Source organism: Streptococcus devriesei DSM 19639, assembly GCF_000423725.1.
Taxonomy (GTDB): Bacteria; Bacillota; Bacilli; order Lactobacillales; family Streptococcaceae; genus Streptococcus; species Streptococcus devriesei.
Genome location: NZ_AUIN01000013.1, coordinates 99,581 through 123,533 on the forward strand (window position 1 = coordinate 99,581; position 23,953 = coordinate 123,533).

Below are 23,953 nucleotides of genomic sequence, written 5' to 3' on the forward strand. Positions count from 1 at the left end.
GGGACATTATGGTAAAATGAGATGATAATATTTTATAAAGAGGTATAGAAAACATGATTGAAGCAAGTAAGCTCAAGGCTGGCATGACTTTTGAGACCAATGATGGTAAATTGATTAAAGTGCTTGAAGCTAGCCATCATAAACCAGGTAAAGGAAACACCGTTATGCGCATGAAACTGCGTGATGTCCGTACGGGTTCAACATTTGATACAACTTACCGTCCGGAAGAAAAATTTGAACAGGCTATCATCGAAACACGTCCTGCTCAATACCTTTATCAAATGGATGATACAGCTTATTTCATGGATACAGAAAACTATGAGCAGTATGAAATTCCGGTTGCCAATGTAGCAGAAGAATTGAAGTTCATTTTAGAAAATTCAGAAGTAAAAATTCAATTCTACGGTACAGAAGTTATCGGGGTTACCATCCCGACAACTGTTGAGCTGACGGTTACTGATACACAGCCATCTATCAAGGGTGCAACTGTAACAGGTTCAGGTAAGCCTGCAACTCTTGAGACAGGTCTTGTTGTTAATGTGCCGGACTTCATTGAAGTCGGTCAAAAACTGATCATTAATACAGCAGAAGGTACTTACGTTTCTCGTGCTTAAACAAAGCCGGATTTGTAGACTTTATTAGAAAGGATCGCATGATGGCAAATGAAATGATCGGAGAAATTGTTATTTCTCCACGTGTGCTTGAAGTGATTACAGGCATCGCTACCACTAAGGTTGAAGGTGTCCACTCACTTCATAATAAAACAGTAGCTGACAGTTTCAGCAAGGTTGCTCATGGACGGGGCGTTTATCTTCAGACAGAAGAAGACGGTACCGTTAACGCTGATATTTATGTCTATCTGCAGTACGGGGTCAATGTACCGGCAGTTTCTATCGAAATTCAGCAGGCGGTCAAGGCGGCTGTTTATGATATGGCAGAAGTCAGTCTTTCAGCTGTTAATGTCCATGTTGTTGGTATTGTTCCTGAAAAAACACCAAAACCTGATATGAAAACCCTGTTTGATGAGGATTTCCTTGATGGCTAGTGTGTTTAGTGATTCGAGACGTGATCTGCGTGAACGTGCCTTTCAGGCACTCTTTTCTTTGGAATTCGGCGGCGACAGCCTTAAAGCTGCTGATTTTGCCTATACCTATGACAAGACTGAGGAGGAAGAAGCCGATTTGCCTTTGTTCCTGCTGGCCTTGGTTCAGGGGGTATCTGACTGCAAAGAAGAGCTGGATAAAAGCATTTCCCAGCATCTTAAATCAGGCTGGACGCTTTCCCGCCTGACGCTGGTTGATAAAAACTTGCTGCGGCTGGGTTTATATGAAATTAAATATTATGAGGAAACACCGGAACGTGTTGCTCTCAATGAAATCATTGAAATTTCAAAGAAATATTCCGATGACAAATCCAGCAAGTTTATTAATGGTGTCTTAAGTCAGTTTATTGCTGAGAAAAAATAGAAGCCCGACCTGAAATTTTTTGCTGCTGCTAAAGCTCAAAAAATCAGCCGGGCTTTTTTATGTGAAAAGAAGAGTTTGAAAAATGAAAGCGCATACGCTATAATGAAAGTATCTGTTTGAATCAAAGGAGAAGAAAATGAAAGAATGGACGCGGGAAGAGCGCTACCGTGTACTGCAGAGTGCAGATGATATTCGCGGGCTTTATGAGGCCATCAAAAAGTCTGATTACAGACAAACCTATCACCTACAGCCGATTACAGGCTTATCAAGTGATCCCAACGGTTTTGTCTATCATAAGGGTATCTGGCATCTTTTTTACCAGTGGTGTCCCTGGGGTGCTGTACATGGCTTAAAATACTGGTATCATACGGTATCAAAGGATTTGGTTCATTGGGAAAACCGCGGTGTCGGCATTTATCCGGATTCTTTTTACGATAATAAAGGAGTGCATTCAGGCTCAGGTTTTTCAACAGGGGAGGATCTCTATCTTTTTTATACAGGCAATCATCGTGATGACAATTGGGTGCGGACACCTTATACCTGTGTTGCCAAGCTGGAAGATTCCGGCGAATTGGTGAAAGCCCCTCAGCCTCTTTTTGGGCCTCATGAAAATTATACAGAGCACCAGCGTGACCCTAAAGTTGTTTATGATGAAGAAACACAAAAATATTACATTCTTCTGGGTGCCCAATCCAAGGACCTTAAGGGCAAGGTTTTAATTTACAGCTCGGATTCTTTGCTGGAAGGCTGGACCTTTGCCGGTGAACTGCAGGTTCCGGGATTTGAAAACTTGGGCGGCATGTGGGAGTGCCCGTCCATTGAACGCATTTCCGGCAAGGATGTCTTAGTTTTTTCACCTCAGTACACAACCTTGCCGCATCGTAATCAAAATACTAATCATAATGTCTATTTACTTGGGAAAATGGATTATCAGAACTTAACCTTCACAGCAGAAGGAGACTACCGCCATCTGGATTATGGCTTTGACTTTTATGCAGCGCAGTTTGCAGCTGGGGTAAAGGATTCTGATAGGGCTATTTTAACGGCTTGGATGGGGCTGCCGGATAATCACTACCCGACGGAAGCAGAAGATTGGGAGGGCAGTCTGACCCTGCCGCGTGAACTGCGTCTGGTTAATAACCGGTTGATTCAGCGTCCTATAGAGGGCATGGCTTCACTTCGTAAGCAGCCGCTGACTTTGGATAAGGAGCTGCCCAGAGTTTGTGAATTAGAGGTGCTGAACGCTCGGAAACAGGATTTTGACTTGCGGCTGTTCAGCAAGAAAGATGGCAGCGGCGGTTTTCGCATTTCTTATGACAGTAAAACAAAGCTTTGTACAGTTGACCGCAGTCAGATGGATCAGCATTTCAATGCAGAGCTTGGAGAATGTTTGACGATTCCCATGGAGGATGAGCTGACGAAACTTGCTGTCTATATTGACAAGAGCTCTGTTGAGCTGTTTATCAATGACGGTCAGGCAACCTTTACCTCTCATCTTTATCCGACAGCGGCAGAAAAGTACTATGCTGCGGATTCTCATCTTGAGCTTAAAGGCTGGCTGCTAAAACAGGCAGTGTCAGATGATTTTGTTGTTTAGAAAAGGGAGTGGGAAAGAACTCAACAAATGACAAAAGAGTTCGTCTTCCCACCCCCGCACAGTTGGCTAGGTTTTCCGCTTTGGCCTTGTGGCAAAAGGAAAGCCAGCCAGCAGTGGTTCATTGGTGCTAAAGCACCTAATGAACTGTGCAGGGGTAAGACTAAGTTGGCTTAGCCAACAAGTCTTACTCCCAACCACTGCGCCAAGAGCTTATTCCAAAACAGGAATATTGGGCGAGTTTTTAAATACTTCTGCCAGATATTAAAGTGATGGGGAGTTTATGCTCTTTGTCACTTAGCGTTTGTCCGGCGATTTTTTTAAGCAGCAATTCGACAGTCAGCTGAGCAATATCATGGATCGGCTGTTTAATAGTCGTCAGCTGCGGCAGGTAATTTTCAATAAAGGCAGTGCCGTCGTAGCCGATTAATTTTAAGTCTTGAGGAATCTTAATCTGTGATTCATTGGCCACTTTCATAACCAGCATAGCTGTCAGATCGTCAGATGTGAAAATTCCATCTGGATGAAAGCGCTCAAGAATCGTTTTGATTTCCATCTCCTTGCGGACAGGGGAATAGTCGCTGGAAACGTTAATGAAATAAGCGTCAGGCAGAACAGAATTGAAGCCTGTGCGGCGCAGGGCTGTAGGCGAGCAGCTGTCATCGTTGCCGGTAATCATGACAATGCGCTTGCAGCCGGCTTCCTTCAAGCTGTGAGCAGCCAGAACGCCGCCTTGAAAATTATCGGATGAAACAACAGGAATATTAGGGGATAGGTTGCGGTCAAAGGAAATAATAGGAGCAGTGACGCGGTCATAATCAGTAATTCCTAAATTATGGCTGCCGGAGATAATGCCATCCACCTGATTGGCTTCCAGCATTTCCAGATATTCACGTTCCTTGTCAGAATCGTGTTCGCTGTTGCAGATAATGGTCTTGTAACCCTTATCAAACAGCTCGCGTTCTAAATGCTCAATTAATTCGGCATAAAAGATATGGCTGATATTGGGGAAAATGAGGCCAACCAGCTTAGAGGATTTGCCCTGCAAACTTCTGGCAAGATTATTGGGCTTGTAGCCCAGTTCACGCATGGCCTCATTAACCTTTTGAATGGTTTTTTTGGAAAGATAGCCTTTTTTATTAATCACGCGGGAAACAGTAGTAGGACTGACGCCCGCTAATTCTGCAACATCTGTTAATTTTGTAACCATAATCTAATAGTCTAATTCAAAGTACTTACCGGCTGGCTGCCCTTGTTTGATAGCAATACCGGTCTGGTCTGCATGCGGGAAAACGCGGCCTGTAAATACTTTTTCCCCCTTATTGATGAAAATTTCAAAAATGGACTTATCAATGAAAATATTGGCGGTCGTTGTTTTGTTATCAATTGTACAGGAACGGGTTGTGCCGTATTCAAGAGCGTACTGTTCTCCTGCCTGAGAGCGATCCAGCAGAATTTCCCCTTTTTTGGTATCAACAACTATTGATAAGCCTTTGCTGTCTTGATCAGCAAATAAGATAATTTCACTGCGGCTGTCCTTATCAAAAGTCAGCTCCAGCTCATAAGTATTGTTGGTTGAGCTCATATTGGTGAAGTTCTGTTCTTCCTGACGAAGGGCAGTAACAGTATCGACAGGATACTGGTAGAGTTTTCCGTCTTTAATCGTCAGTTCTTTAACCAGGCTCATAGCTCCCTGATAATCATACTTATCGGTCGGGTATTCCACATCAGGAAGTCCGATCCAGCTGATAGACAAGGCTCTGCCGTTAGGAGCGTTGAAGGCCTGAGTTGCATAGACTTCAAAGCCATAATCTAAATTATGAATCTCGGAAGGATTGACCAGAGCCGCTTTTTCTGTGTCAAACGTTTGACCTATCTTATACATGTTTGGATAAATGTTGTCGTAATCAATGACCTTTTTGTCAAGCCCTTGAGGACAGTAAAGAAGAACCGGCTGGTCATCTACAAAAACCAGATTGGGGCATTCAATCATGTAAGAGGTGGCATCATTGTCAAAATCCAAATCTCCGACAAAGGTCCATTTTTTATAACTATTGTTCAGTGCCTTATAAAGCTTGATAAATCCTTTTTTATCCAGACTTTGGGCACCGATAATAGCGTAGTAGTCGCCTTTGTAGAAGAAAATCTGCGGGTCGCGAAAATGTTCGGTAACATCGTCTGGCTTAGCAATCAGCGTTTGAGGGACTTTTTCTAAATGTCCGCTGCTGTCCAGCAGACCGCCGTTTTGATAAGTATGCCGCACCCAGTTTTCATCGCGGACATTGCCTGTATAAAAGATGAACAGCTTATCGCCAAACTGCATGGCAGAGCCCGAGTACATGCCGTGGCTGTCCAGAGAAGTATCCGGATATAAGATTGTTCCTGTTTCTTTAAAATGGATTAAGTCGGTTGACTCTGTCTGTACCCAAGATTTGAGACCGTGAGCTGCTCCAAAAGGGAAGTACTGATAGAACAGCTGCCATTTTCCTTTGAAGTAGGAGAAGCCGTTGGGATCATTGAGAAGACCATAGGCCGGTTCAACATGAAATACTGTATGCCAAGGAGAACGTGCAGCATTGTCTTTGATTTTCTGAACCTCTTCCTTTGTCCATTTATCATATGGTTTATACTTTTGTTCTGTTGTTAATGCCATAGTGCCTCCATCATATAATTCTATACTATTATACTAGACGTTTTCTTCTTAAAAATCAATATTTTAACGCAAAAACTAACTTTTTTCTGTAAAACGATTGACATATTATAAAAAAATGATAAAATATAAAGCGTGGGAAGTAAAAAAACGCTTTCAAAAAACATAACAAAATATCAAAGGAGTTTTTTGCAAATGGATAATACACAAATTGCAAAAGAAGTCATTGAGGCCTTAGGAGGACGGGACAACGTACGCAGCGTTGCTCACTGTGCTACCAGGCTTCGTGTAATGGTTGTTGATGAGGATAAAATTGACAAAAAAAAGGCTGAGAGCATCGAAAAAGTTCAAGGAGCCTTCTTTAATTCCGGTCAATATCAAATCATCTTCGGAACAGGTACTGTTAACAAGATTTACGATGAAGTGGTATCACTTGGCTTGCCTACCTCTTCAACCGGAGAACAAAAAGCTCAAGCCGCTAAAGAAGGAAATGCCTTCCAGCGCGCTATTCGGACTTTTGGTGATGTCTTCGTACCGCTTTTGCCGGCTATCGTTGCTACAGGTCTTTTTATGGGTGTCCGCGGTGCCATCAATAACGACACAATCTTAGGATTATTCGGCACTACATCAAAAGCTTTTTCAGCATCGAATTTCTATACTTATACGGTAGTCTTGACTGATACGGCCTTTGCCTTCTTTCCAGCCTTAATTTCCTGGTCTGCCTTTCGTGTGTTTGGCGGGAATCCGGTTATTGGTTTGGTACTCGGTTTAATGATGGTTAACTCAGCTTTGCCAAATGCTTGGGATGTTGCCTCTAATGCAGCTAAACCTATCATGTACTTCGGCTTTATTCCGGTAGTTGGTTATCAAAACTCTGTATTGCCGGCTTTCTTCGTTGGTCTGCTGGGTGCTAAATTTGAAAAATGGCTGCACAAAAAAGTTCCGGACGTACTTGATTTATTGGTAGTGCCGTTTGTGACATTTACAGTCATGTCTGCTCTTGCACTCTTTGTTATCGGCCCTGTCTTCCACTCAGTTGAAGACTATGTCCTTGCTGCTACGAAGTTCCTCTTACATTTACCGCTTGGTTTGTCAGGTTTGATACTCGGAGGACTCCATCAATTGGTCGTTGTGACCGGTGTTCACCACATTTTCAACTTGCTTGAATCACAATTGATTGCGGCAGACGGAAAAGACCCATTTAACGCTATTATTACAGCAGCGATGACTGCACAGGCCGGCGCAACACTTGCAGTCGGTGTGAAAACAAAATCTGCTAAATTAAAAGCCCTTGCCTTCCCGGCAGCTTTATCAGCAGGTTTGGGAATCACTGAACCAGCAATCTTTGGTGTAAACTTACGTTTTGGTAAACCATTTATCTTAGGGCTTGTCGCAGGTGCTTTCGGCGGCTGGCTGGCATCATTATTCAACCTTGCCGGAACAGGTTTTGGTATTACAATCATTCCGGGTTCCCTCCTTTACTTGAATGGACAGATTCTTAAGTATGTTATCATGGTATTGGTAACAACAGCGCTTGGTTTTGCTTTGACTTACTTCTTTGGTTATGAAGATGAAGAAGAACAAGCAGAAGAAACTGTAAAGGAAACAGAAGAAACAAAAGCCGCAGCAGAAACTCCTGTTGAAGTGACTGATGATGTCCTCAGCGCACCTCTTGCCGGTGAAGTTGTGGATCTGAAATCAGTAAAAGATCCGGTATTCTCCAGCGAAGCAATGGGTAAAGGTGTTGCCATCAAACCTAGCGGCAACGCTGTTTATGCACCAGCTGACGGTACAATTCAAATCGCATTTGACACAGGCCATGCCTACGGTATTAAGACCGACAAGGGAGCAGAAATCCTGATTCATATCGGTATTGATACAGTATCTATGAATGGTGACGGCTTTGATCAAAAAGTAAAAGCTGACCAAAAAGTGAAAAAAGGCGATGTTCTGGGAACATTTGACAGTGCTAAGATTGCACAAGCCGGTCTTGATGACACAACCATGTTTATCATTACTAACACGGCAGATTATGCTTCAGTTTCACCTGTTGCCTCAGGAACAGTGGCTGTTGGCGATGACTTGCTGGAAGTTAAAAAATAACAGATTTTGCTGAGGTTAGTACACACATCTAGCCTCAGCTTTTATTTTTATTATGCAGCATTAAAAGCAGGATTCTTTCTTAACAGACCCTTTATTTATGGTATAATGAAAAGTAGTTTCCTATAAAATTATGCTCTTGCAAGCAAGGGTAACTACCGGATATTGAAGCAAAAAAGATTCGAGGTTTACTATGTCTAAATTATATGGCAGCGTGGAAGCTGGCGGAACAAAATTTGTCTGTGCAGTTGGCGATGACAATTTTCAGATCGTTGAAAAAGTTCAATTTCCAACAACAACTCCTTACGAAACGATTGAAAAGACTGTTGACTTTTTCAAAAAATTCGAAGCAGATTTGGCCGGGATAGCAATCGGTTCTTTTGGGCCTATTGACATTGATCCAAATTCAGAAACTTACGGTTATATTACGTCAACCCCCAAACCTAACTGGGCCAATGTTGATTTGGTAGGTTTGATGTCCAAAGATTTTAAGATTCCTTTTTACTTTACAACGGATGTTAATTCTTCTGCCTACGGGGAAACCGTTGCTCGCCCTAAGGTGAAAAGCTTGGTCTACTACACAATCGGTACCGGTATCGGAGCAGGAGCTATCCAAAACGGTGAATTTATCGGCGGTGTCGGACACACAGAAGCAGGACATACTTATATGGCTCTTCATCCAAGCGATGCAGCTAACGATTTTTACGGTGTCTGCCCTTTTCATAGGGGCTGTCTGGAAGGTCTGGCTGCAGGTCCCAGTCTTGAAGCCAGAACTGGTATTCGCGGGGAACTGATTGAGCAAAATTCAGATGTTTGGGATATTCAAGCTTACTATATTGCTCAGGCTGCTATTCAGGCGACAATGCTTTACCGGCCGCAGGTTATCGTTTTTGGCGGCGGTGTCATGGCTCAGGAACATATGCTGCGCCGGGTCCGTGAAAAATTTACGGCCTTGCTTAATGACTATCTTCCAGTGCCTGATGTTAAAGATTACATCGTCACACCGGCAGTTGCTGATAACGGTTCTGCGACATTGGGAAATTTTGCTCTGGCGAAAAAAATTACTAAAAAATAAATGATTTATATAAAATTTCAGACTGAAGAAAAAGTCTATTTTTTCAAAAAGTAATATTTTGTTATGATACTTTCCTTAGGTAGCACGGACGGTAGCGACTTCCTTCGGAATTCCATACCTAGATTTTGAGTCTGGGTCTCAAAATCTCCGAGAGGCAGAAACAGTGAGTTTCTGCCTCTTTTGCTACATCGGAAAGTATCAGGTTAGGCTTTGATTGTCTCTATATCATTTTACAAAAATGAAAAGTAATATTATTCTATGATGAAATTTTAGAGAGAATTTAGTTTTGAGAGTTTGTCTACAACCTGAAATCCATGGTTGATTTCAACCATGGATCTTTGTCTTTTTTGTTGATTGATTAATCTTCAAAGCCGTTGTATTTAGATAATTCTTTGAAGAAATATCCAGATTTTTTAATAGTACGCTCTCCTTGTTTATCAAGATTAACCGCGATTAATCCGTAACGATTTTTATAGGCATTGGTCCAAGACCAGTTGTCCATAAAAGTCCATAAATGATAACCTAGGCAGTTGGCGCCTTCTTCTATGGCTTGGTGAAGATAGCGAAGGTGCCCTTTGATAAATTCGATGCGGTAATCATCTTCAATTTGTCCGTCTTTGTTGACATAACGCTCCTCGCCTTCAACCCCCATACCGTTTTCGGAAATAAAACATGGAATATTTCCGTAGTCATCGCGGATAGTTATCATGATATCATAGATTCCCTTTTCATAAATTTCCCAGCCGCGGTAAGGATTCATTTTTTTACCGGGCATATCGTAATAGTCAAAGTAGTCCTCAGGCATGGGCTGATTTGCAGTTTTGCCAATAGCTTTCTCCTTAGCCTGAACTCGCCGTGGCTGATAGTAGTTGACTCCTAAAAAGTCAATTGTATTTTTGCTGATAACCTCCAGATCAGCTGCGGTATGATGAGGAATCATATCAAGCTCTTTGATAATAGTGACTAAATCTTTTGGAAATTGTCCTTTAATAGCCGGATCCAAAAATGAACGGTTAAAAAAGGCGTCGGCAATGCTTGCAGCCTTAACATCCTCGGGATTATTTTTATCACGTGGATAAGTAGGTGTTACATTAAGAATAATCCCGATTTTTCCATCCTGTGTCTGATGGTATTTCTCGATAGCTCTGGCACTGGCTAAAGCTTCATTGAAGGCTACTTGGACAGCATGCTTAAGGTTTTGTTCATTGGGATAATGAAACTGATAAAGATAACCTCCTTCGGCAGGAACGATGGGCTCATTATGAGTAAACCAGTACTTGACACGGTCGCCGAAAAGCTGAAAGCATGTTTGGGCAAAATAAACGTAGGCATCAATTGTTTTACGGCTGAGCCACCCTCCTTCTTCCTGCAGTGCCACGGGCATATCAAAATGATAAAGATTAATGAAAGGTTCGATGCCATTTGCAATTAATTCATCAATGAAGTCGTTGTAAAATGCGACTGCTTTTTGATTTATACTGCCGACACCATCAGGGATAAGGCGGCTCCATTGAATAGATGTTCTAAAAGAATTATGCCCGGTCTTTTTCATTAGCTGAATATCTTCTTTGTAGTGAATATAACCATATGAAGCCTTATCTGGACCTACTTGGTTAAAAAATTTATCGGGTTCTTGCCGATACCAGTAATCCCAGATATTGTCGCCTTTTCCGTCATTGTTAAAACGCCCTTCTGTTTGCGGGCCGCTGGATGCACTCCCCCAGAAAAAATCCTTTGGAAATCTGTAAACAGTCATTGTATTCTCCTTATCAGTAGTTTATTTCTCTATAATTGTATATCATTTTTTAAAAAAGAACAATTCTTTTTTAAAAAAGACTAGACTTTTAAATAAAAATATTATATATTTGTAGTGCAAAAATCAAATAAAAAGAAAAGAGGAGCTGCTATGAACAAAGTTCTAGATGCTATCAGTGACAAACTTTTGCCTTTGGCAAACAAACTAGGTTCAAATAGGTACTTGGGAATTTTGCGGGATGCTTTTATGCTGGCCTTTCCTTTGACAATGTTTGGGTCTATTGTTGTCGTTATAACGAATCTTCCCTTCTTTGATGACAGTACCAAAACGATGCTGACAGGATTATTAGGCAGCGGTCAAAATGCTACGATGTCTATTATGACTGTATTTGTAACGTTTGGTATCGGCTATTATTTATCTCAATCCTATGATGTTGAAGGTATTTTTGGCGGAGCAGTTTCTTTTGCGAGTTTCTTGCTTTTAACACCATTTTATGTGACTTTAGACAACGGGAAGTCCGTTTCAGGTGTATTGAGCTTGGACCGCTTGGGGGCTAAAGGGATGTTCTTGGGAATGATTGTTGCTTTTTTAGCAGCAGAAATTTACTGCCGAACAACGAAAAAAGGGTGGCAGATTAAAATGCCTGACAGTGTGCCGCCGGCTGTTGCAAAATCTTTTGCTGCCTTGATTCCTGCTATTTTGACCTTGTCTGTCTTCTTGCTTGTTAATGCTGCAGTAACTGGTATTTTAAAGACCAATCTTCATGATGTCATTTACGAGGTGATTCAAGCTCCTCTTGTCGGGCTTGGCAGCAGCATTTGGGCGACTTTGATTGCTATTTTCTTTATACAGTTTTTATGGTTCTTCGGTCTTCACGGTCAGATTCTTGTGAATTCTGTAATGGATCCTATCTGGAACACATTGATGTTAGACAATTTGGAAGCCTATAAAGATGGCAGTCACTTACCGCATATCATTTCCAAGCCTTTCATGGAAACATTTACTGTCGGTTTGGGAGGGTCAGGCATGACTTTGGCGGTGGTCATCATAATGGCCTTTGTTCTTAAGAAAAAACTGTACCGCGATGTTGGACGCTTAGCATTAGGTGCCGGTATCTTTAATGTCAATGAACCTGTGATTTTCGGTTTGCCTATTGTTTTAAATGCGACTATTTTAATTCCTTGGGTTCTTGCGCCGATTATTGTTACTGCTTTTAACTATTCCGTCATGGCTGTTGGTCTTGTTCCTGCTCCAACAGGTGTTTCAGTACCTTGGACGGTTCCTGTATTCTTTAGCGGTATGTTAGCTACCAATTCCATTTTGGGAGGTATTTTACAAATCATTGATATGTTTATTGTTGGTTTTCTATGGTATCCTTTCCTGCGTGTGCTGGACAAACAGCCTGACTCTGCGTTATAATTAATCGTAAATACACAAGGAACAGGAGCAGTCTATGCCAAAATACGAAGAAATTGCAGGCATTCTTCGCGGTAGGATTTCTGATGGGACTTACCCGGTAAATTCTATGCTGCCAATCCAAGCAGATTTGGCTAAGGAATTTGGGGTCAGCCGTATGACGGTAAAAAAAGCTGTTGAGCTGTTAGCGATTGAAGGGCTGGTTTTTTCAAAACAAGGGAATGGGACGAAAATTCTAAACTCGTCATTCTGGAATAAGGAAGACTCTAAATTTCGTCTGAATAATTACAACGGATTGACTTATGATTTAAAAGACGATCCCAGAACATTAACCAGTCGCATAATTGAATTTTCTGTTGAATTTCCCAGTAAAGAAATAGCTGAACGCTTGCAAATTGAACTCGCTGCTCCTGTTTATAAAATTATTCGCTTGCGTTTGCTGGACGGAAAACCATATGCCTTAGAACATACCTACATGCCCTGTGATTTAGTGCCTGGTCTGGATGATGCTGTTTTACTGACATCCATTTATGATTATTTGTGGCATCGTTTAGGATTGAAATTTGCTGGTTCTTATCGCCATATTACAGCTGAGAAACCAGACAGTTACGATAAAGATTATTTGGACTGTCAAAAGGAAGATCCTGTTTTGCAGGTTGAGCAGGTGGTTTATCTTGAAAATGGGCGGCCGATTGAATATTCTCGCAGCCGTAATCGCTTTGATACAAGAGGTTATTCTTTGTTGGATGTTAAAAACAATTAGCAGAGTAAGTGACAAAAAGGAGAACTAATGGCAGAACCTTTATTTTTACAATCACAAATGCATGAAAAAATCTGGGGCGGCAATCGTTTGAAAACAGAATTTGGCTACGATATTCCCAGTAGGACAACCGGTGAATATTGGGCGATTTCAGCTCATCCCAACGGAGTTTCGATTGTTAAAAACGGTCTTTATAAGGGAGTTCCGCTTGATCAGCTCTATGCCGAGCACAGAGAATTATTTGGCCAAAGCAAGAGCCCTGTTTTTCCGCTGTTGACTAAGATTTTAGATGCTAACGATTGGCTGAGTGTTCAGGTTCATCCGGATGACAAGTATGCTTTGGAGCATGAAGGAGAGCTAGGAAAAACTGAGTGCTGGTATGTTATTTCCGCTGATGAAGGAGCAGAAATTATTTATGGCCATAATGCCCGGTCGAAGGAAGAACTGCGGGATTTGATAGCGTCAGAAAAATGGGATCGGCTTCTAACGCGCATTCCGGTAAAAGCCGGGGATTTCTTTTATGTTCCGAGCGGTACGATGCATGCGATTGGCAAGGGAATTATGATTTTGGAGACCCAGCAGTCCAGTGATACCACTTACCGTGTTTATGATTTTGATCGGAAAGATGATAAAGGACAAAAGCGGGAGCTCCATATTGAGGCATCTATTGACGTTTTAACGATTGGTGCTCCTGCCAACTCGACTCCCGTCAGTCTGGCTCTGGAAAACATAGAATCCACTCTCTTGGTTTCAAGTTCCTTTTTTGCGGTGTATAAATGGGAGGTAAAAGGCTCTGTTAAGATGCGGCAGACGGCTCCTTATCTCTTGCTTAGTGTACTGGATGGAGAAGGCGGCATCACAGTTGACAAGAAGACTTATCCACTTAAAAAAGGAGATCATTTTATACTGCCAAGTGATGTCAAAACATGGGAATTGACAGGAAGTCTGACCATAATTGCCAGCCATCCCAATGAACACTAAAGATAAGACTGTTAGATCGAAAGTGAGTGTTTGTCGGTGCGATAAAATTCAGAAATATAAAAATACGAAGGAAGTGCATTTTCATGTTTTGGGAATGCATTTTCTTCTGTATTTGTAAAATTTTAGTTATATTGAGATTTTCCGATATGTCAAACAGCTGATTTTTAGGATAAAAGAGACCTGTCTTCCAGCTTCTTATGAGGTTTTGACAGGTCACAGGAATTCTTGAATATGAGCTGTATTTATGATAAAATAGGACGATAATACTATCGAAAGGATTAAAGATGGCAAATATTCTACGCACTATCATTGAGAATGATAAAGGCGAAGTAAGAAAATTAGCAAAAATAGCAAAAAAAGTTGAAAGTTATGCTGATGAAATGGAGGCTCTTGCAGATGAGGAACTCCAAGCTAAAACAGAAGAATTTAAGCAGCGCTACCAGAACGGCGAATCGTTAGATGATCTTCTTCCTGAGGCTTTTGCTGTTGTTCGTGAGGCTTCAAGACGTGTTTTAGGTCTTTATCCTTATCACGTTCAAATTATGGGCGGAGTGGTTCTTCACCACGGCGATATTCCTGAAATGAAGACCGGTGAAGGAAAAACCCTGACAGCAACTATGCCTGTTTACCTCAACGCACTTGCCGGCGAAGGCGTTCATGTTGTCACAGTCAATGAATACTTGGCAACGCGTGATGCTACTGAAATGGGTGAGCTTTATTCATGGCTGGGCCTGTCTGTCGGAATCAATCTGGCAGCCAAATCATCATCAGAAAAGCGTGATGCCTACAACTGTGATATTACTTATTCGACCAACGCTGAGATCGGTTTTGATTACCTGCGTGATAATATGGTGGTTCGCAAGGAAAATATGGTACAGCGGCCGCTTAATTTTGCGCTTGTGGATGAGGTTGACTCCGTTTTGATTGACGAAGCCAGAACGCCGCTTATTGTTTCAGGGCCTGTCAGCACAGAAACCAACCAGCTCTATTACCGTGCAGACAGTTTTGTAAAGACGCTGACAGAAGACGATTATGCGATTGATACGCCGACGAAAACAATTGGGCTTAAGGACTCTGGGATTGATAAAGCAGAAGCTTATTTCCATTTAGACAATCTCTATGATATTGAAAACGTTGCTCTGACTCACTATATTGACAATGCTCTGCGTGCTAACTATATCATGCTGCTTGATATTGACTATGTGGTCAGTGAGGATCAGGAAATTCTGATTGTTGACCAATTTACCGGACGTACCATGGAAGGGCGCCGTTTTTCTGACGGACTTCATCAGGCAATCGAAGCCAAAGAAGGGGTGTCCATTCAGGACGAATCAAAGACCAGCGCTTCTATTACTTACCAAAATATGTTCCGGATGTACAAAAAGCTGGCAGGTATGACCGGTACGGCTAAGACAGAAGAAGAGGAATTCCGCGAAATCTACAACATGCGTGTCATTCCGATTCCGACGAACCGTCCGGTAGCTCGGATTGATCACCACGACCTGCTCTATCCGACGCTTGAGTCTAAATTTAAGGCAGTTATTGATGATGTGAAAGACCGCCATGAGAAGGGACAGCCGGTTTTGGTCGGTACTGTTGCGGTTGAAACGTCAGACCTCATTTCCAAAATGCTGGTTCAGGCAGGAGTTCCTCACGAAGTTCTTAATGCTAAAAATCACTTTAAAGAAGCTCAGATTATCATGAATGCCGGTCAGCGCGGTGCAGTTACCATTGCAACCAATATGGCCGGACGCGGAACAGATATTAAGCTTGGTGAAGGTGTGCGTGAGCTCGGCGGTCTTTGTGTTATCGGTACAGAACGCCATGAAAGCCGCCGGATTGATAACCAGCTGCGCGGACGTTCAGGACGCCAGGGAGATCCGGGTGAGTCACAATTTTACCTTTCCCTTGAAGATGAACTGATGCGCCGCTTTGGCTCTGAACGTATCAAGGCCATTCTTGATCGCTTTATTGAGGAAGACAGCGATGTCGTTATCAAGTCACGTATGCTGACTAATCAGGTTGAATCGGCTCAAAAACGGGTTGAAGGAAATAACTATGATACCCGTAAACAAGTCCTTCAATACGATGATGTCATGCGCGAGCAGCGTGAGATTATCTATGCAGAACGCTATGATGTCATTACCGCTGAGCGAGACCTTGCTCCGGAAATTAAAGCCATGATTAAGCGGACGATTGAACGCACAGTAGAGGCTCACAGCCGCTTGGACCGTAAGGAAAGCCTTGAGGCCATTCTTACCTTTGCCAAAACCAATCTGCTGCCGGAAGATTCAATCAGCTTACACGATATAGAAGATCTGAAATATGATGATATTAAGGATCTGCTCTACGATGCAGCCCTTAAAAACTACGACCGTCAGATTGCAAAATTGCGTGATGAAGAAGCTATTCGGGAATTCCAAAAGGTGCTTATCCTTATGGTCGTTGACAATAAGTGGACGGATCATATCGATGCTTTGGATCAGCTTAGAAGTTCAGTCGGCCTGCGTGGCTATGCGCAAAATAACCCCATTGTTGAATATCAGTCAGAAGGCTTTAGAATGTTCCAGGACATGATTGGTGCCATTGAATTCGATGTGACCCGTACCATGATGAAAGCACAAATTCATGAGCAAGAACGCGAAAAAGAAGCAGAACGTACGACAACTGCTGAGAAAAATATTTCAGCTCAGTCTAGAACAGCTAGAGCAGCGGCTCAGCAAAATCCTATTTTTAAAGGAGTTGGCCGCAATGATAAATGTCCGTGCGGTTCAGGCAAGAAATTTAAAAATTGTCACGGCCGCAAACAATTTTAAAAATTAGTGAGGATAAGAAGATGTCGTTTAAAGCAACCAGTGATAAAATTAATGTTGACGAAGTCCGCAACCTGTCAAAGCTGACAGGTGCGTCTTTGGCTCAAAAAGAAGCTCGCGACCGCGAGTTGGAAGCGATTATTAAGGGCGAAGATGACCGTCTGCTTTTGGTCATCGGACCTTGTTCGTCAGATAACGAAGAAGCTGTTCTTGAGTATGCTAAGCGCTTAGCAAAGCTGCAGGAAGAAGTCAAGGACCGTGTGTTTATGGTGATGCGTGTCTATACGGCTAAACCTCGCACCAACGGTGACGGCTACAAAGGAATGGTACATCAGCCCAATACAGAAGAGGCGCCAAGTCTGATTAACGGGATTACGGCTGTTCGCAATCTTCATTACCGTGTAATCACGGAAACAGGGATGACAACGGCTGATGAAATGCTTTATCCGGAAAATCTGCCTTTGATAGAAGATTTAGTGTCTTACATAGCTGTCGGTGCCCGTTCAGTTGAAGATCAGCAGCACCGCTTTGTTGCTTCCGGGATTAGCGTTCCGACAGGAATGAAAAATCCGACTTCGGGTAATTTAAATATCATGTTTAATGGTATTTATGCGGCTCAAAACAAGCAGTCTTTCCTTTTCAACAGCGAAGAAGTTGAAACCAGCGGCAATCCTTTAGCGCATGCTATCCTGCGCGGCGGTGTTAATGAATACGGTAAAAACATTCCAAATTATTACTACGACAACCTTCTGGATACCATTGAACAATATGAACAAATGGGGCTTGAAAACCCGTTCATCGTTATTGATACCAATCATGACAATTCAGGAAAACAGTATTTAGAGCAGGTTAGAATTGTTCGCCAGACCCTGATTAACCGTGACTGGAATGACAAAATCAATAAATACGTTCGCGGCTTTATGATCGAATCTTACTTGGAAGACGGGCGTCAGGATGAACCGGAAGTTTTCGGAAAATCCATTACTGATCCATGTTTGGGCTGGGACAGCACTGAACAATTAGTTCACGAAATTTACGATACCTTAGGAAAGTAAAATGGGCATTCATCAAAAAAGTACAACCATAGATATTTCTAAAATTAAAGCAGATACACAGTTAAAAGACCGGGATTTAGCCAGAAAGCAGGCGCGTGACGCTGAATTGGCTAAGATTATCAAGGGAGAAGACAAGCGCATTCTTCTGGTTATCGGTCCTTGTTCATCAGATAATGAAGAAGCGGTGCTGGAATACGCTCATCGCTTAGCCAGGCTGCAGGAAGCGGTTAAAGACCATATCTTTATCGTCATGCGTGTTTACACAGCGAAACCCCGGACTAACGGCGACGGCTACAAGGGACTTATCCATCAGCCTAACAGTTCCAAGCTGCCCGATCTTATTAACGGGATTCATGCAGTCCGCAATCTTCATTACCGCGTCATTACTGAGACGGGGCTGACAACGGCAGATGAAATGCTCTATCCTTCCAACCTTATCTTAGTTGATGATTTGGTTTCCTACCATGCTGTCGGTGCCCGTTCGGTTGAAGATCAGGAACACCGCTTTGTGGCTTCGGGAATTGATGCTCCGGTTGGTATGAAAAATCCCACCTCAGGCAACCTTCAGGTGATGCTGAATGCTATCCATGCAGCTCAGAATTCACAAAACTTTATTTACAATAGTGCCGAAGTGGAGACTGACGGCAATCCCTTAGCCCATGTCATCCTGCGCGGCGGCAGCAATGAACACGGTGAATATGAGCCCAATTATTACTATGATATCCTTTTAAAGCTTATTCAGAAGTACGAGGACATGGAGCTGGCCAATCCTTTCATTATCATTGATACCAATCATGATAATTCAGGGAAAAATTATTTGGAGCAGGTCAGAATTATTCGCCATAGTTTGGTTAACCGTGATTGGAATGACAAAATCAATAAATACGTTCGCGGCTTTATGATCGAGTCTTACTTGGAAGACGGGCGTCAGGACGAACCGGAAGTCTTCGGGAAATCTATCACCGATCCGTGTCTGGGTTGGGATAAGACCGAACAATTGGTGCATGAAATCTACAATACCTTAAAAGAACAATAAACGGTTCAGCTGATTTCAAGCAAAGGCTGTGAAAAATCTCATGAAAAATTAAGGGAGCTTGCCAGAGCTCACCCCGCCGCATAGTAAACCTGATAAAGATAAGAGATTGAGACCGTGTCTTGGTCTCTTTTAGAAAGATATTATGATAATAGGACACGGAATTGATTTGCAAGATATAGGTGCTGTCCAGCAGGCCTATCAAAAAAACAGCCGCTTCGCTGACAAGGTGCTGACAGCTAAAGAATTAGAAGTATTTTCGAAGCTTGCCGACAAACGCAGGTTTGAGTACTTGGCCGGTCGCTGGGCTGCTAAGGAGGCTTTTTCAAAAGCTTACGGCAGCGGTATCGGTAACTTGCGTTTTCAGGATTTGGAAGTTTTATCCAATGAAAAAGGAGCGCCAATCTTTACCAAGGCGCCTTTTTCCGGCAATATCTTTATCAGCATCTCTCATTCTGGGAACTTTGTCGAGGCCAGTGTCATTTTGGAGGAAGAATCATGATTGCCAGCTATCATCGTCCAACAACTGCTCATATTAACTTAGACAACATTGCCTTTAATATCAAACAGGTGCAAAGCCATATCAAGAAAGATATTAAAACCTTTGCGGTTGTCAAGGCTAACGCTTACGGCCACGGTGCTGTGCAGGTGGCTCAAGCTATTCAAAATCAGGTAGATGGCTTTTGTGTATCCAATTTAGATGAGGCTTTGGAGCTGCGTCAGGCCGGTTTGAAAGATTTCATTCTGATTTTAGGCGTTATTTTGCCAGATGAAATCGTTCTGGCTAAACGAGAAGGAATTACTATTACGGTAGCTGATCGCGAGTGGCTGCAGGAAGCTAGGGCTAAAAAGATTGATTTACAAGGGCTGTCGGTGCATATTAAAGTCGACTCCGGCATGGGTAGAATCGGTGTCAGAAGCTTGGCAGAAGCGAATCAGCTTATTGCTGGTTTGCAGGAAGCGGGCGCTTTGGTTGGAGGCATTTTTACCCATTTTGCGACAGCTGACGAAGCTTCCGCTGTCAAATTTGATCAGCAGCTGCAAACCTTTGAGGAAATTGTTGAAGGGCTGGACAGCAGGCCTCCCCTTGTCCATGCCTCCAATTCGGCTGCCAGCATTTGGCACAGCACTACCGTGATGAGTGCTGTTCGCCTGGGAATTGTAATGTACGGTCTGAATCCAAGCGGTCAAGCACTTGAGCTGCCCTATCCGCTCAAACCTGCGCTAGAATTGACATCGCTTTTGGTTCAAGTGAAAGAGGTCAATGCCGGAGACACTATCGGTTATGGCGCCACCTATACGGCTCATCAAAATGAAGTGATTGGTACAGTGCCTATCGGTTATGCCGATGGCTGGACAAGAGACCTTCAAGGTTTTAACGTTCTGATAGATGGCGAGTATTGTGAAATTGTCGGACGTGTGTCTATGGACCAAATTACAGTACGTCTGCCTAAAGCCTATCCTTTAGGTACAAAGGTCACGCTGATTGGTCAAGATGGCGGTCAGGCTATTTCAGCGACTGATGTTGCTGACAAAAAAGGAACTATTAATTATGAGGTTCTCTGCTTAATCAGTGACCGTGTCCCCAGAAAATACAACGATACCGACAATTAGCTTTGTCTAATTGCTTGATGGCAAGCGTTACACAATAAAAAAGCTTGGGAGTAGGCATGCGCTGTGCAGTCATGCAGATGCTCCTGCTTTTTTATGTCTTATCAAAGAGTTGCCTTGTGTCTGTCGAAAGTCGGCTGCTTTTGTTATAATAGTAAAAAAGTTATTGAAAGGGTGCTTATGGACTTACAATCATCAATTGCAGTTTTAAAGGGTTTAGGTCCTAAGTCTGCAGAAAAATTTCATAAATTAGGCATTTATACCATCGAAGATCTGCTGCTTTATTATCCTTTCCGTTATGAAGATTTTAAGGCAAAATCTGTTTTTGACCTGCTGGACGGTGAAAAAGCAGTTGTCACAGGAACGGCAGTCACCCCGCCAAACGTTCAGTATTATGGCTTTAAGCGCAACCGCCTATCTTTTAAAATCAAGCAGGGAGAAGCGATTATTGCTGTTTCCTTTTTCAATCAGCCCTACTTGCAGGATAAGGTAGAAGTCAATCAAAAATTGGCTGTCTTTGGCAAATGGAATCAGGCCAAGTCTTCTCTGACAGGGATTAAAATTTTAGCTCAAGCAGCTGATGACATGCAGCCTGTTTACCATGTTGCTCAGGGCGTATCACAGGCTGCCTTGGTGAAGGCTATCAGATCGGCTTTTGACTCAGGCTATGCAGACGGCCTGCCTGAAAATCTTCCTCAGGTTTTGCTGGATAAGTACCGTCTATTGGATAGAAAGACAGCTGCGCGAGCCATGCATTTTCCCAAAGATTTGGCAGAGTACCGTCAGGCCCTTCGGCGCATTAAATTTGAAGAGCTGTTCTATTTTCAAGTGAATCTGCAGATTTTAAAAGCCAGCAATAAGGCCGAGTCAAATGGCTTAGCCATTGCCTATGACAAAGATAAGCTGGCAATGAAAATTGCGGCGCTGCCTTTTCCTTTGACAGATGCTCAAAAGCGCAGTTTGGAAGAGATACTGACAGATATGGCATCCGGTGCCCATATGAACCGTCTTTTGCAAGGAGATGTGGGTTCCGGTAAAACGGTTGTTGCAGGTCTTGCCATGTATGCAGCCTATACGGCCGGTATGCAGTCTGCCCTGATGGTGCCAACTGAAATTCTAGCAGAACAGCATTACGACAGTCTGTGCGCTTTGTTTCCAGACTTATCTATTGCTCTTTTGACCTCGGGTATGAAGGCTGCTGTCAAACGCTCAGCGCTTGCGGCCATTGCAGATGGTTCTGTTGACATGATTGTCGGGACACACGCCTTAATTCAAGAAGGGGTTGATTATCATAAGCTAGGTTTGGTTATTACCGATGAGCAGCACCGATTTGGAGTAAAGCAAAGGCGTCTTTTCCGCGAAAAAGGAGAGAATCCTGATGTTCTCATGATGACTGCAACACCTATCCCAAGAACCTTAGCCATCACCGCTTTTGGGGAAATGGACGTTTCTGTTATTGACGAAATGCCAAAAGGCCGCAAACCGATTAAAACGCGTTGGGTCAAGCACGAGCAGCTGGATCAGGTTTTGTCTTGGGTCAAAGATCAGATTAAAAACGGCGCACAGATTTATGTCGTTTCTCCCTTGATTGAAGAATCTGAAAGTCTTGATTTAAAAAATGCCAGTGCCTTAGAAAAAGAATTAAAAGATTATTTTGCGGACAGTGCAGCTGTTGCTTTGATGCATGGCCGCATGAAAAATGACGAAAAAGAAGCGATTATGCAGGCCTTTAAAAAGGGAGCGGTTGATATTTTAGTATCGACAACGGTCATCGAAGTCGGTGTCAATGTTCCCAATGCCACCATCATGATCATTATGGATGCCGATCGCTTTGGGCTCAGTCAGCTGCACCAGCTGCGCGGGCGTGTCGGCCGCGGGGATAAACAGTCTTATGCTATTTTAGTAGCCAATCCCAAAACAGATGCCGGCCGGGATCGCATGCGGATTATGACTGAAACGACAGACGGCTTTCTCTTGGCTGAGGAAGATTTAAAAATGCGCGGTTCCGGTGAGATTTTTGGAACCCGTCAGTCAGGTATTCCGGAGTTTCAGGTGGCCGATATTGTGGAAGATTATCCCATTTTGGAGGAAGCCAGAAAGGTTGCGGCACAAATTGTCGCTGCTAAAGATTGGCAAAAAGATCAAAGATGGAGTCTGCTGGTTCAAAATCTAAAAAAGAAAGAAATTCTTGACTGAGGGTTAGACCGTATCTTTTTGCAAGCCTTATTATTAAAAAGCAAGTAAATTTCATATTTTCAAAGGCTCAAAACTGCAGGGAAGACTGCCAAATGCACTTTGTTTTCGTCTAGACCTGTCTTTGCTGTGTGAGTAAAACTTTCAGGCTTTGCCATGGGGCTGGGACAAAAGTCTTTCCTCCTTTAACTATTTAAGATATAGCAGTTTGACGCAGTGGTTGGGAGTAAGACTTGTCGATTTAGCCGACTTAGTCTTACCCCTGCACAGTTCATTAGGTGCTTTAGCACCAATGAACCACTGCTGATTGGAGGTGGGACGACAAAATCGAAATCGTAATGACATTACGATTTACCGATTTTTGTCCCACTCTCTTATCTTTGTGAGCAAACGCTTACATAAAATGCTATAATAAAGACAAATGAAAAAAGGAGACAGGCTATGTTACAAAAGATTGGACAGACAAATGTGGTTGGCTCACGTATTGCTCTGGGCTGCATGCGTATGGCAGCGCTGGAAGTAAAGGATGCCGAGCATGTTATTGGTGCGGCTCTTGAACAGGGCATAAACTTTTTTGACCATGCTGATATTTATGGCGGCGGCGAATCTGAAAAACGTTTTGCAGCAGCTGCTAAAAACTTGGGCCTTGAGCGGGAACAGCTGATTTTGCAGTCAAAATGCGGTATTCAAAAAGGTTATTTTGATTTTTCCAAGGAACATATTTTAACTTCTGTAGATGGGATTTTACAGCGTTTAAATACGGATTATCTGGATTTCCTGCTGCTGCACCGGCCGGATGTTCTCATGGAACCGGACGATGTAGCAGAAGCTTTTACCCAGCTGAAAAAGGCTGGCAAGGTCAAGCATTTTGGTGTCAGCAATCAAAACCGCTACCAAATGGAACTGCTGGCTGCTTATTTAGACGAGCCCTTGGCTGTCAATCAGCTGCAGCTGTCCCCTGCTCATACGCCGCTCTTTGATGCAGGTCTGAATGTCAATATGAAAAACAGCGCAGCGATTGACCGTGACAGCGGAACGGTTGATTACTGCCGTCTGCATCAGATTACAATTCAGGCATGGTCTCCTTTCCAAATCGATCTGGCCAGCGGTTTGTTTTCAGAAAGTCCTGACTATCAGGATCTCAATCTGACGATTGCCAAATATGCTCAGCAATACGGCGTTTCTGCCGAAGCAATCGTCATTGCCTGGATACTGCGCCATCCGGCTAAAATGCAGGCTGTTATTGGCTCTATGAATCCTAAGCGTATTGCAAAAATTGCTGCTGCCCATGAGGTAAATCTAACCCGTCCGGAATGGTATGATATCTACCTCAGCGCCGGCAACAGTCTGCCTTAAGGGCAAGAATTTTAGCCAAGGGAGCCTGTACCCTGAAGGATTGTTAAAAATCCAGAAGAGCAGAAGCTGTCGGCGGTTATAATATGAATCTATA

General features: G+C 43.0%; 18 protein-coding genes and 2 pseudogenes. 17 read left to right on the plus strand and 3 right to left on the minus strand.

From position 1 onward, the window contains the following. The first annotated feature begins 53 nt into the window (after positions 1–53). The 4 genes from efp to G573_RS0103185 all read left to right on the plus strand — a co-directional run bounded on the left by efp (position 54) and on the right by G573_RS0103185 (position 3,063). Positions 54–614: an elongation factor P gene (gene efp, locus G573_RS0103170; RefSeq protein ID WP_027975356.1), complete on the plus strand. Its 561-nt coding sequence runs from the start codon at positions 54–56 to the stop codon at positions 612–614. 41 nt (positions 615–655) lie between these two features. Continuing rightward, on the plus strand, positions 656–1,045 hold the full coding sequence (locus G573_RS0103175) for an Asp23/Gls24 family envelope stress response protein (RefSeq protein ID WP_027975357.1): 390 nt from the start codon (positions 656–658) through the stop codon (positions 1,043–1,045). Beyond that, entirely contained in the window at positions 1,038–1,466 is a 429-nt protein-coding gene (gene nusB, locus G573_RS0103180; RefSeq protein WP_027975358.1) for a transcription antitermination factor NusB, read from the plus strand. The genes G573_RS0103175 and nusB overlap by 8 nt, the downstream gene beginning before the upstream one ends. A 136-nt stretch (positions 1,467–1,602) precedes the next feature. Beyond that, complete coding sequence (locus tag G573_RS0103185; RefSeq protein ID WP_027975359.1) at positions 1,603–3,063, plus strand: glycoside hydrolase family 32 protein; 1,461 nt, start codon at positions 1,603–1,605, stop codon at positions 3,061–3,063. A 241-nt stretch (positions 3,064–3,304) separates the two neighbouring features. Here G573_RS0103185 and G573_RS0103195 read toward each other — a convergent pair whose 3' ends face one another. Continuing rightward, a complete protein-coding gene (locus G573_RS0103195) occupies positions 3,305–4,270 on the minus strand; it encodes a LacI family DNA-binding transcriptional regulator (protein WP_027975360.1) in 966 nt (321 codons plus the stop codon). 3 nt (positions 4,271–4,273) lie between these two features. Next, the gene (locus tag G573_RS0103200) at positions 4,274–5,713 is read right to left on the minus strand and encodes a sucrose-6-phosphate hydrolase (RefSeq protein WP_027975361.1); all 1,440 of its coding nucleotides are present in this window, start codon (positions 5,711–5,713) and stop codon (positions 4,274–4,276) included. Between the two features lie 192 nt (positions 5,714–5,905). Between G573_RS0103200 and G573_RS0103205 the strand changes: the two are divergent. From G573_RS0103205 to scrK, 3 genes and pseudogenes are all read left to right on the plus strand, one after another. Continuing rightward, a pseudogene (locus G573_RS0103205) lies at positions 5,906–7,291 on the plus strand (sucrose-specific PTS transporter subunit IIBC); the annotation flags it as partial. An 87-nt stretch (positions 7,292–7,378) separates the two neighbouring features. Further along, positions 7,379–7,813, plus strand: a pseudogene (locus G573_RS11760) (PTS sugar transporter subunit IIA); the annotation flags it as partial. A gap of 190 nt (positions 7,814–8,003) precedes the next feature. After that, positions 8,004–8,885, plus strand: a complete 882-nt coding sequence (gene scrK, locus G573_RS0103210; RefSeq protein WP_027975363.1) for a fructokinase ScrK — start codon at positions 8,004–8,006, stop codon at positions 8,883–8,885. 358 nt (positions 8,886–9,243) lie between these two features. On the opposite strand, the gene G573_RS0103215 is transcribed toward scrK, so the two are convergent. Then, complete coding sequence (locus tag G573_RS0103215) at positions 9,244–10,641, minus strand: glycoside hydrolase family 1 protein (protein ID WP_027975364.1); 1,398 nt, start codon at positions 10,639–10,641, stop codon at positions 9,244–9,246. Positions 10,642–10,791: 150 nt separating this feature from the next. Between G573_RS0103215 and celB the strand changes: the two genes are divergently transcribed. The 10 genes from celB (at position 10,792) to G573_RS0103270 (ending at position 23,859) form a co-directional block, all read left to right on the plus strand. Further along, complete coding sequence (gene celB, locus G573_RS0103220; protein ID WP_027975365.1) at positions 10,792–12,060, plus strand: PTS cellobiose transporter subunit IIC; 1,269 nt, start codon at positions 10,792–10,794, stop codon at positions 12,058–12,060. A gap of 34 nt (positions 12,061–12,094) precedes the next feature. Next, positions 12,095–12,820, plus strand: coding sequence for a GntR family transcriptional regulator (locus G573_RS0103225; protein WP_027975366.1), 726 nt, complete (start codon positions 12,095–12,097; stop codon positions 12,818–12,820). Between the two features lie 27 nt (positions 12,821–12,847). Next, a complete protein-coding gene (gene manA / locus G573_RS0103230; protein WP_027975367.1) occupies positions 12,848–13,798 on the plus strand; it encodes a mannose-6-phosphate isomerase, class I in 951 nt (316 codons plus the stop codon). 284 nt (positions 13,799–14,082) lie between these two features. Then, positions 14,083–16,614, plus strand: a complete 2,532-nt coding sequence (gene secA / locus G573_RS0103235) for a preprotein translocase subunit SecA (protein ID WP_027975368.1) — start codon at positions 14,083–14,085, stop codon at positions 16,612–16,614. Positions 16,615–16,634: 20 nt separating this feature from the next. Further along, positions 16,635–17,666 carry a 3-deoxy-7-phosphoheptulonate synthase gene (locus G573_RS0103240; RefSeq protein WP_027975369.1) on the plus strand — a complete coding sequence of 344 codons (1,032 nt, stop codon included), beginning with the start codon at positions 16,635–16,637 and terminating at the stop codon, positions 17,664–17,666. Position 17,667: 1 nt separating this feature from the next. Beyond that, positions 17,668–18,702, plus strand: a complete 1,035-nt coding sequence (locus tag G573_RS0103245; RefSeq protein WP_027975370.1) for a 3-deoxy-7-phosphoheptulonate synthase — start codon at positions 17,668–17,670, stop codon at positions 18,700–18,702. Positions 18,703–18,844: 142 nt separating this feature from the next. Beyond that, positions 18,845–19,201: a holo-ACP synthase gene (acpS, locus tag G573_RS0103250; RefSeq protein ID WP_027975371.1), complete on the plus strand. Its 357-nt coding sequence runs from the start codon at positions 18,845–18,847 to the stop codon at positions 19,199–19,201. Further along, positions 19,198–20,313 carry an alanine racemase gene (alr, locus tag G573_RS0103255; protein WP_027975372.1) on the plus strand — a complete coding sequence of 372 codons (1,116 nt, stop codon included), beginning with the start codon at positions 19,198–19,200 and terminating at the stop codon, positions 20,311–20,313. Before acpS ends, alr begins: the two co-directional genes overlap by 4 nt. 177 nt (positions 20,314–20,490) lie before the next feature. Next, positions 20,491–22,506: an ATP-dependent DNA helicase RecG gene (recG, locus tag G573_RS0103260; protein ID WP_027975373.1), complete on the plus strand. Its 2,016-nt coding sequence runs from the start codon at positions 20,491–20,493 to the stop codon at positions 22,504–22,506. Between the two features lie 438 nt (positions 22,507–22,944). Continuing rightward, positions 22,945–23,859 (plus strand): aldo/keto reductase, encoded by a 915-nt coding sequence (locus G573_RS0103270; protein WP_027975374.1) that lies wholly within the window; start codon positions 22,945–22,947, stop codon positions 23,857–23,859. The last annotated feature ends 94 nt before the right edge of the window (positions 23,860–23,953 follow it).

Coding starts and splice junctions, on each gene's coding strand:
- efp (WP_027975356.1), top strand. CDS start 54: ATGATTGAAGCAAGTAAGCTCAAGGCTGGCATGACTTTTGAGACCAAT.
- G573_RS0103175 (WP_027975357.1), top strand. CDS start 656: ATGGCAAATGAAATGATCGGAGAAATTGTTATTTCTCCACGTGTGCTT.
- nusB (WP_027975358.1), top strand. CDS start 1,038: ATGGCTAGTGTGTTTAGTGATTCGAGACGTGATCTGCGTGAACGTGCC.
- G573_RS0103185 (WP_027975359.1), top strand. CDS start 1,603: ATGAAAGAATGGACGCGGGAAGAGCGCTACCGTGTACTGCAGAGTGCA.
- G573_RS0103195 (WP_027975360.1), bottom strand. CDS start 4,270: ATGGTTACAAAATTAACAGATGTTGCAGAATTAGCGGGCGTCAGTCCT.
- G573_RS0103200 (WP_027975361.1), bottom strand. CDS start 5,713: ATGGCATTAACAACAGAACAAAAGTATAAACCATATGATAAATGGACA.
- scrK (WP_027975363.1), top strand. CDS start 8,004: ATGTCTAAATTATATGGCAGCGTGGAAGCTGGCGGAACAAAATTTGTC.
- G573_RS0103215 (WP_027975364.1), bottom strand. CDS start 10,641: ATGACTGTTTACAGATTTCCAAAGGATTTTTTCTGGGGGAGTGCATCC.
- celB (WP_027975365.1), top strand. CDS start 10,792: ATGAACAAAGTTCTAGATGCTATCAGTGACAAACTTTTGCCTTTGGCA.
- G573_RS0103225 (WP_027975366.1), top strand. CDS start 12,095: ATGCCAAAATACGAAGAAATTGCAGGCATTCTTCGCGGTAGGATTTCT.
- manA (WP_027975367.1), top strand. CDS start 12,848: ATGGCAGAACCTTTATTTTTACAATCACAAATGCATGAAAAAATCTGG.
- secA (WP_027975368.1), top strand. CDS start 14,083: ATGGCAAATATTCTACGCACTATCATTGAGAATGATAAAGGCGAAGTA.
- G573_RS0103240 (WP_027975369.1), top strand. CDS start 16,635: ATGTCGTTTAAAGCAACCAGTGATAAAATTAATGTTGACGAAGTCCGC.
- G573_RS0103245 (WP_027975370.1), top strand. CDS start 17,668: ATGGGCATTCATCAAAAAAGTACAACCATAGATATTTCTAAAATTAAA.
- acpS (WP_027975371.1), top strand. CDS start 18,845: ATGATAATAGGACACGGAATTGATTTGCAAGATATAGGTGCTGTCCAG.
- alr (WP_027975372.1), top strand. CDS start 19,198: ATGATTGCCAGCTATCATCGTCCAACAACTGCTCATATTAACTTAGAC.
- recG (WP_027975373.1), top strand. CDS start 20,491: ATGGACTTACAATCATCAATTGCAGTTTTAAAGGGTTTAGGTCCTAAG.
- G573_RS0103270 (WP_027975374.1), top strand. CDS start 22,945: ATGTTACAAAAGATTGGACAGACAAATGTGGTTGGCTCACGTATTGCT.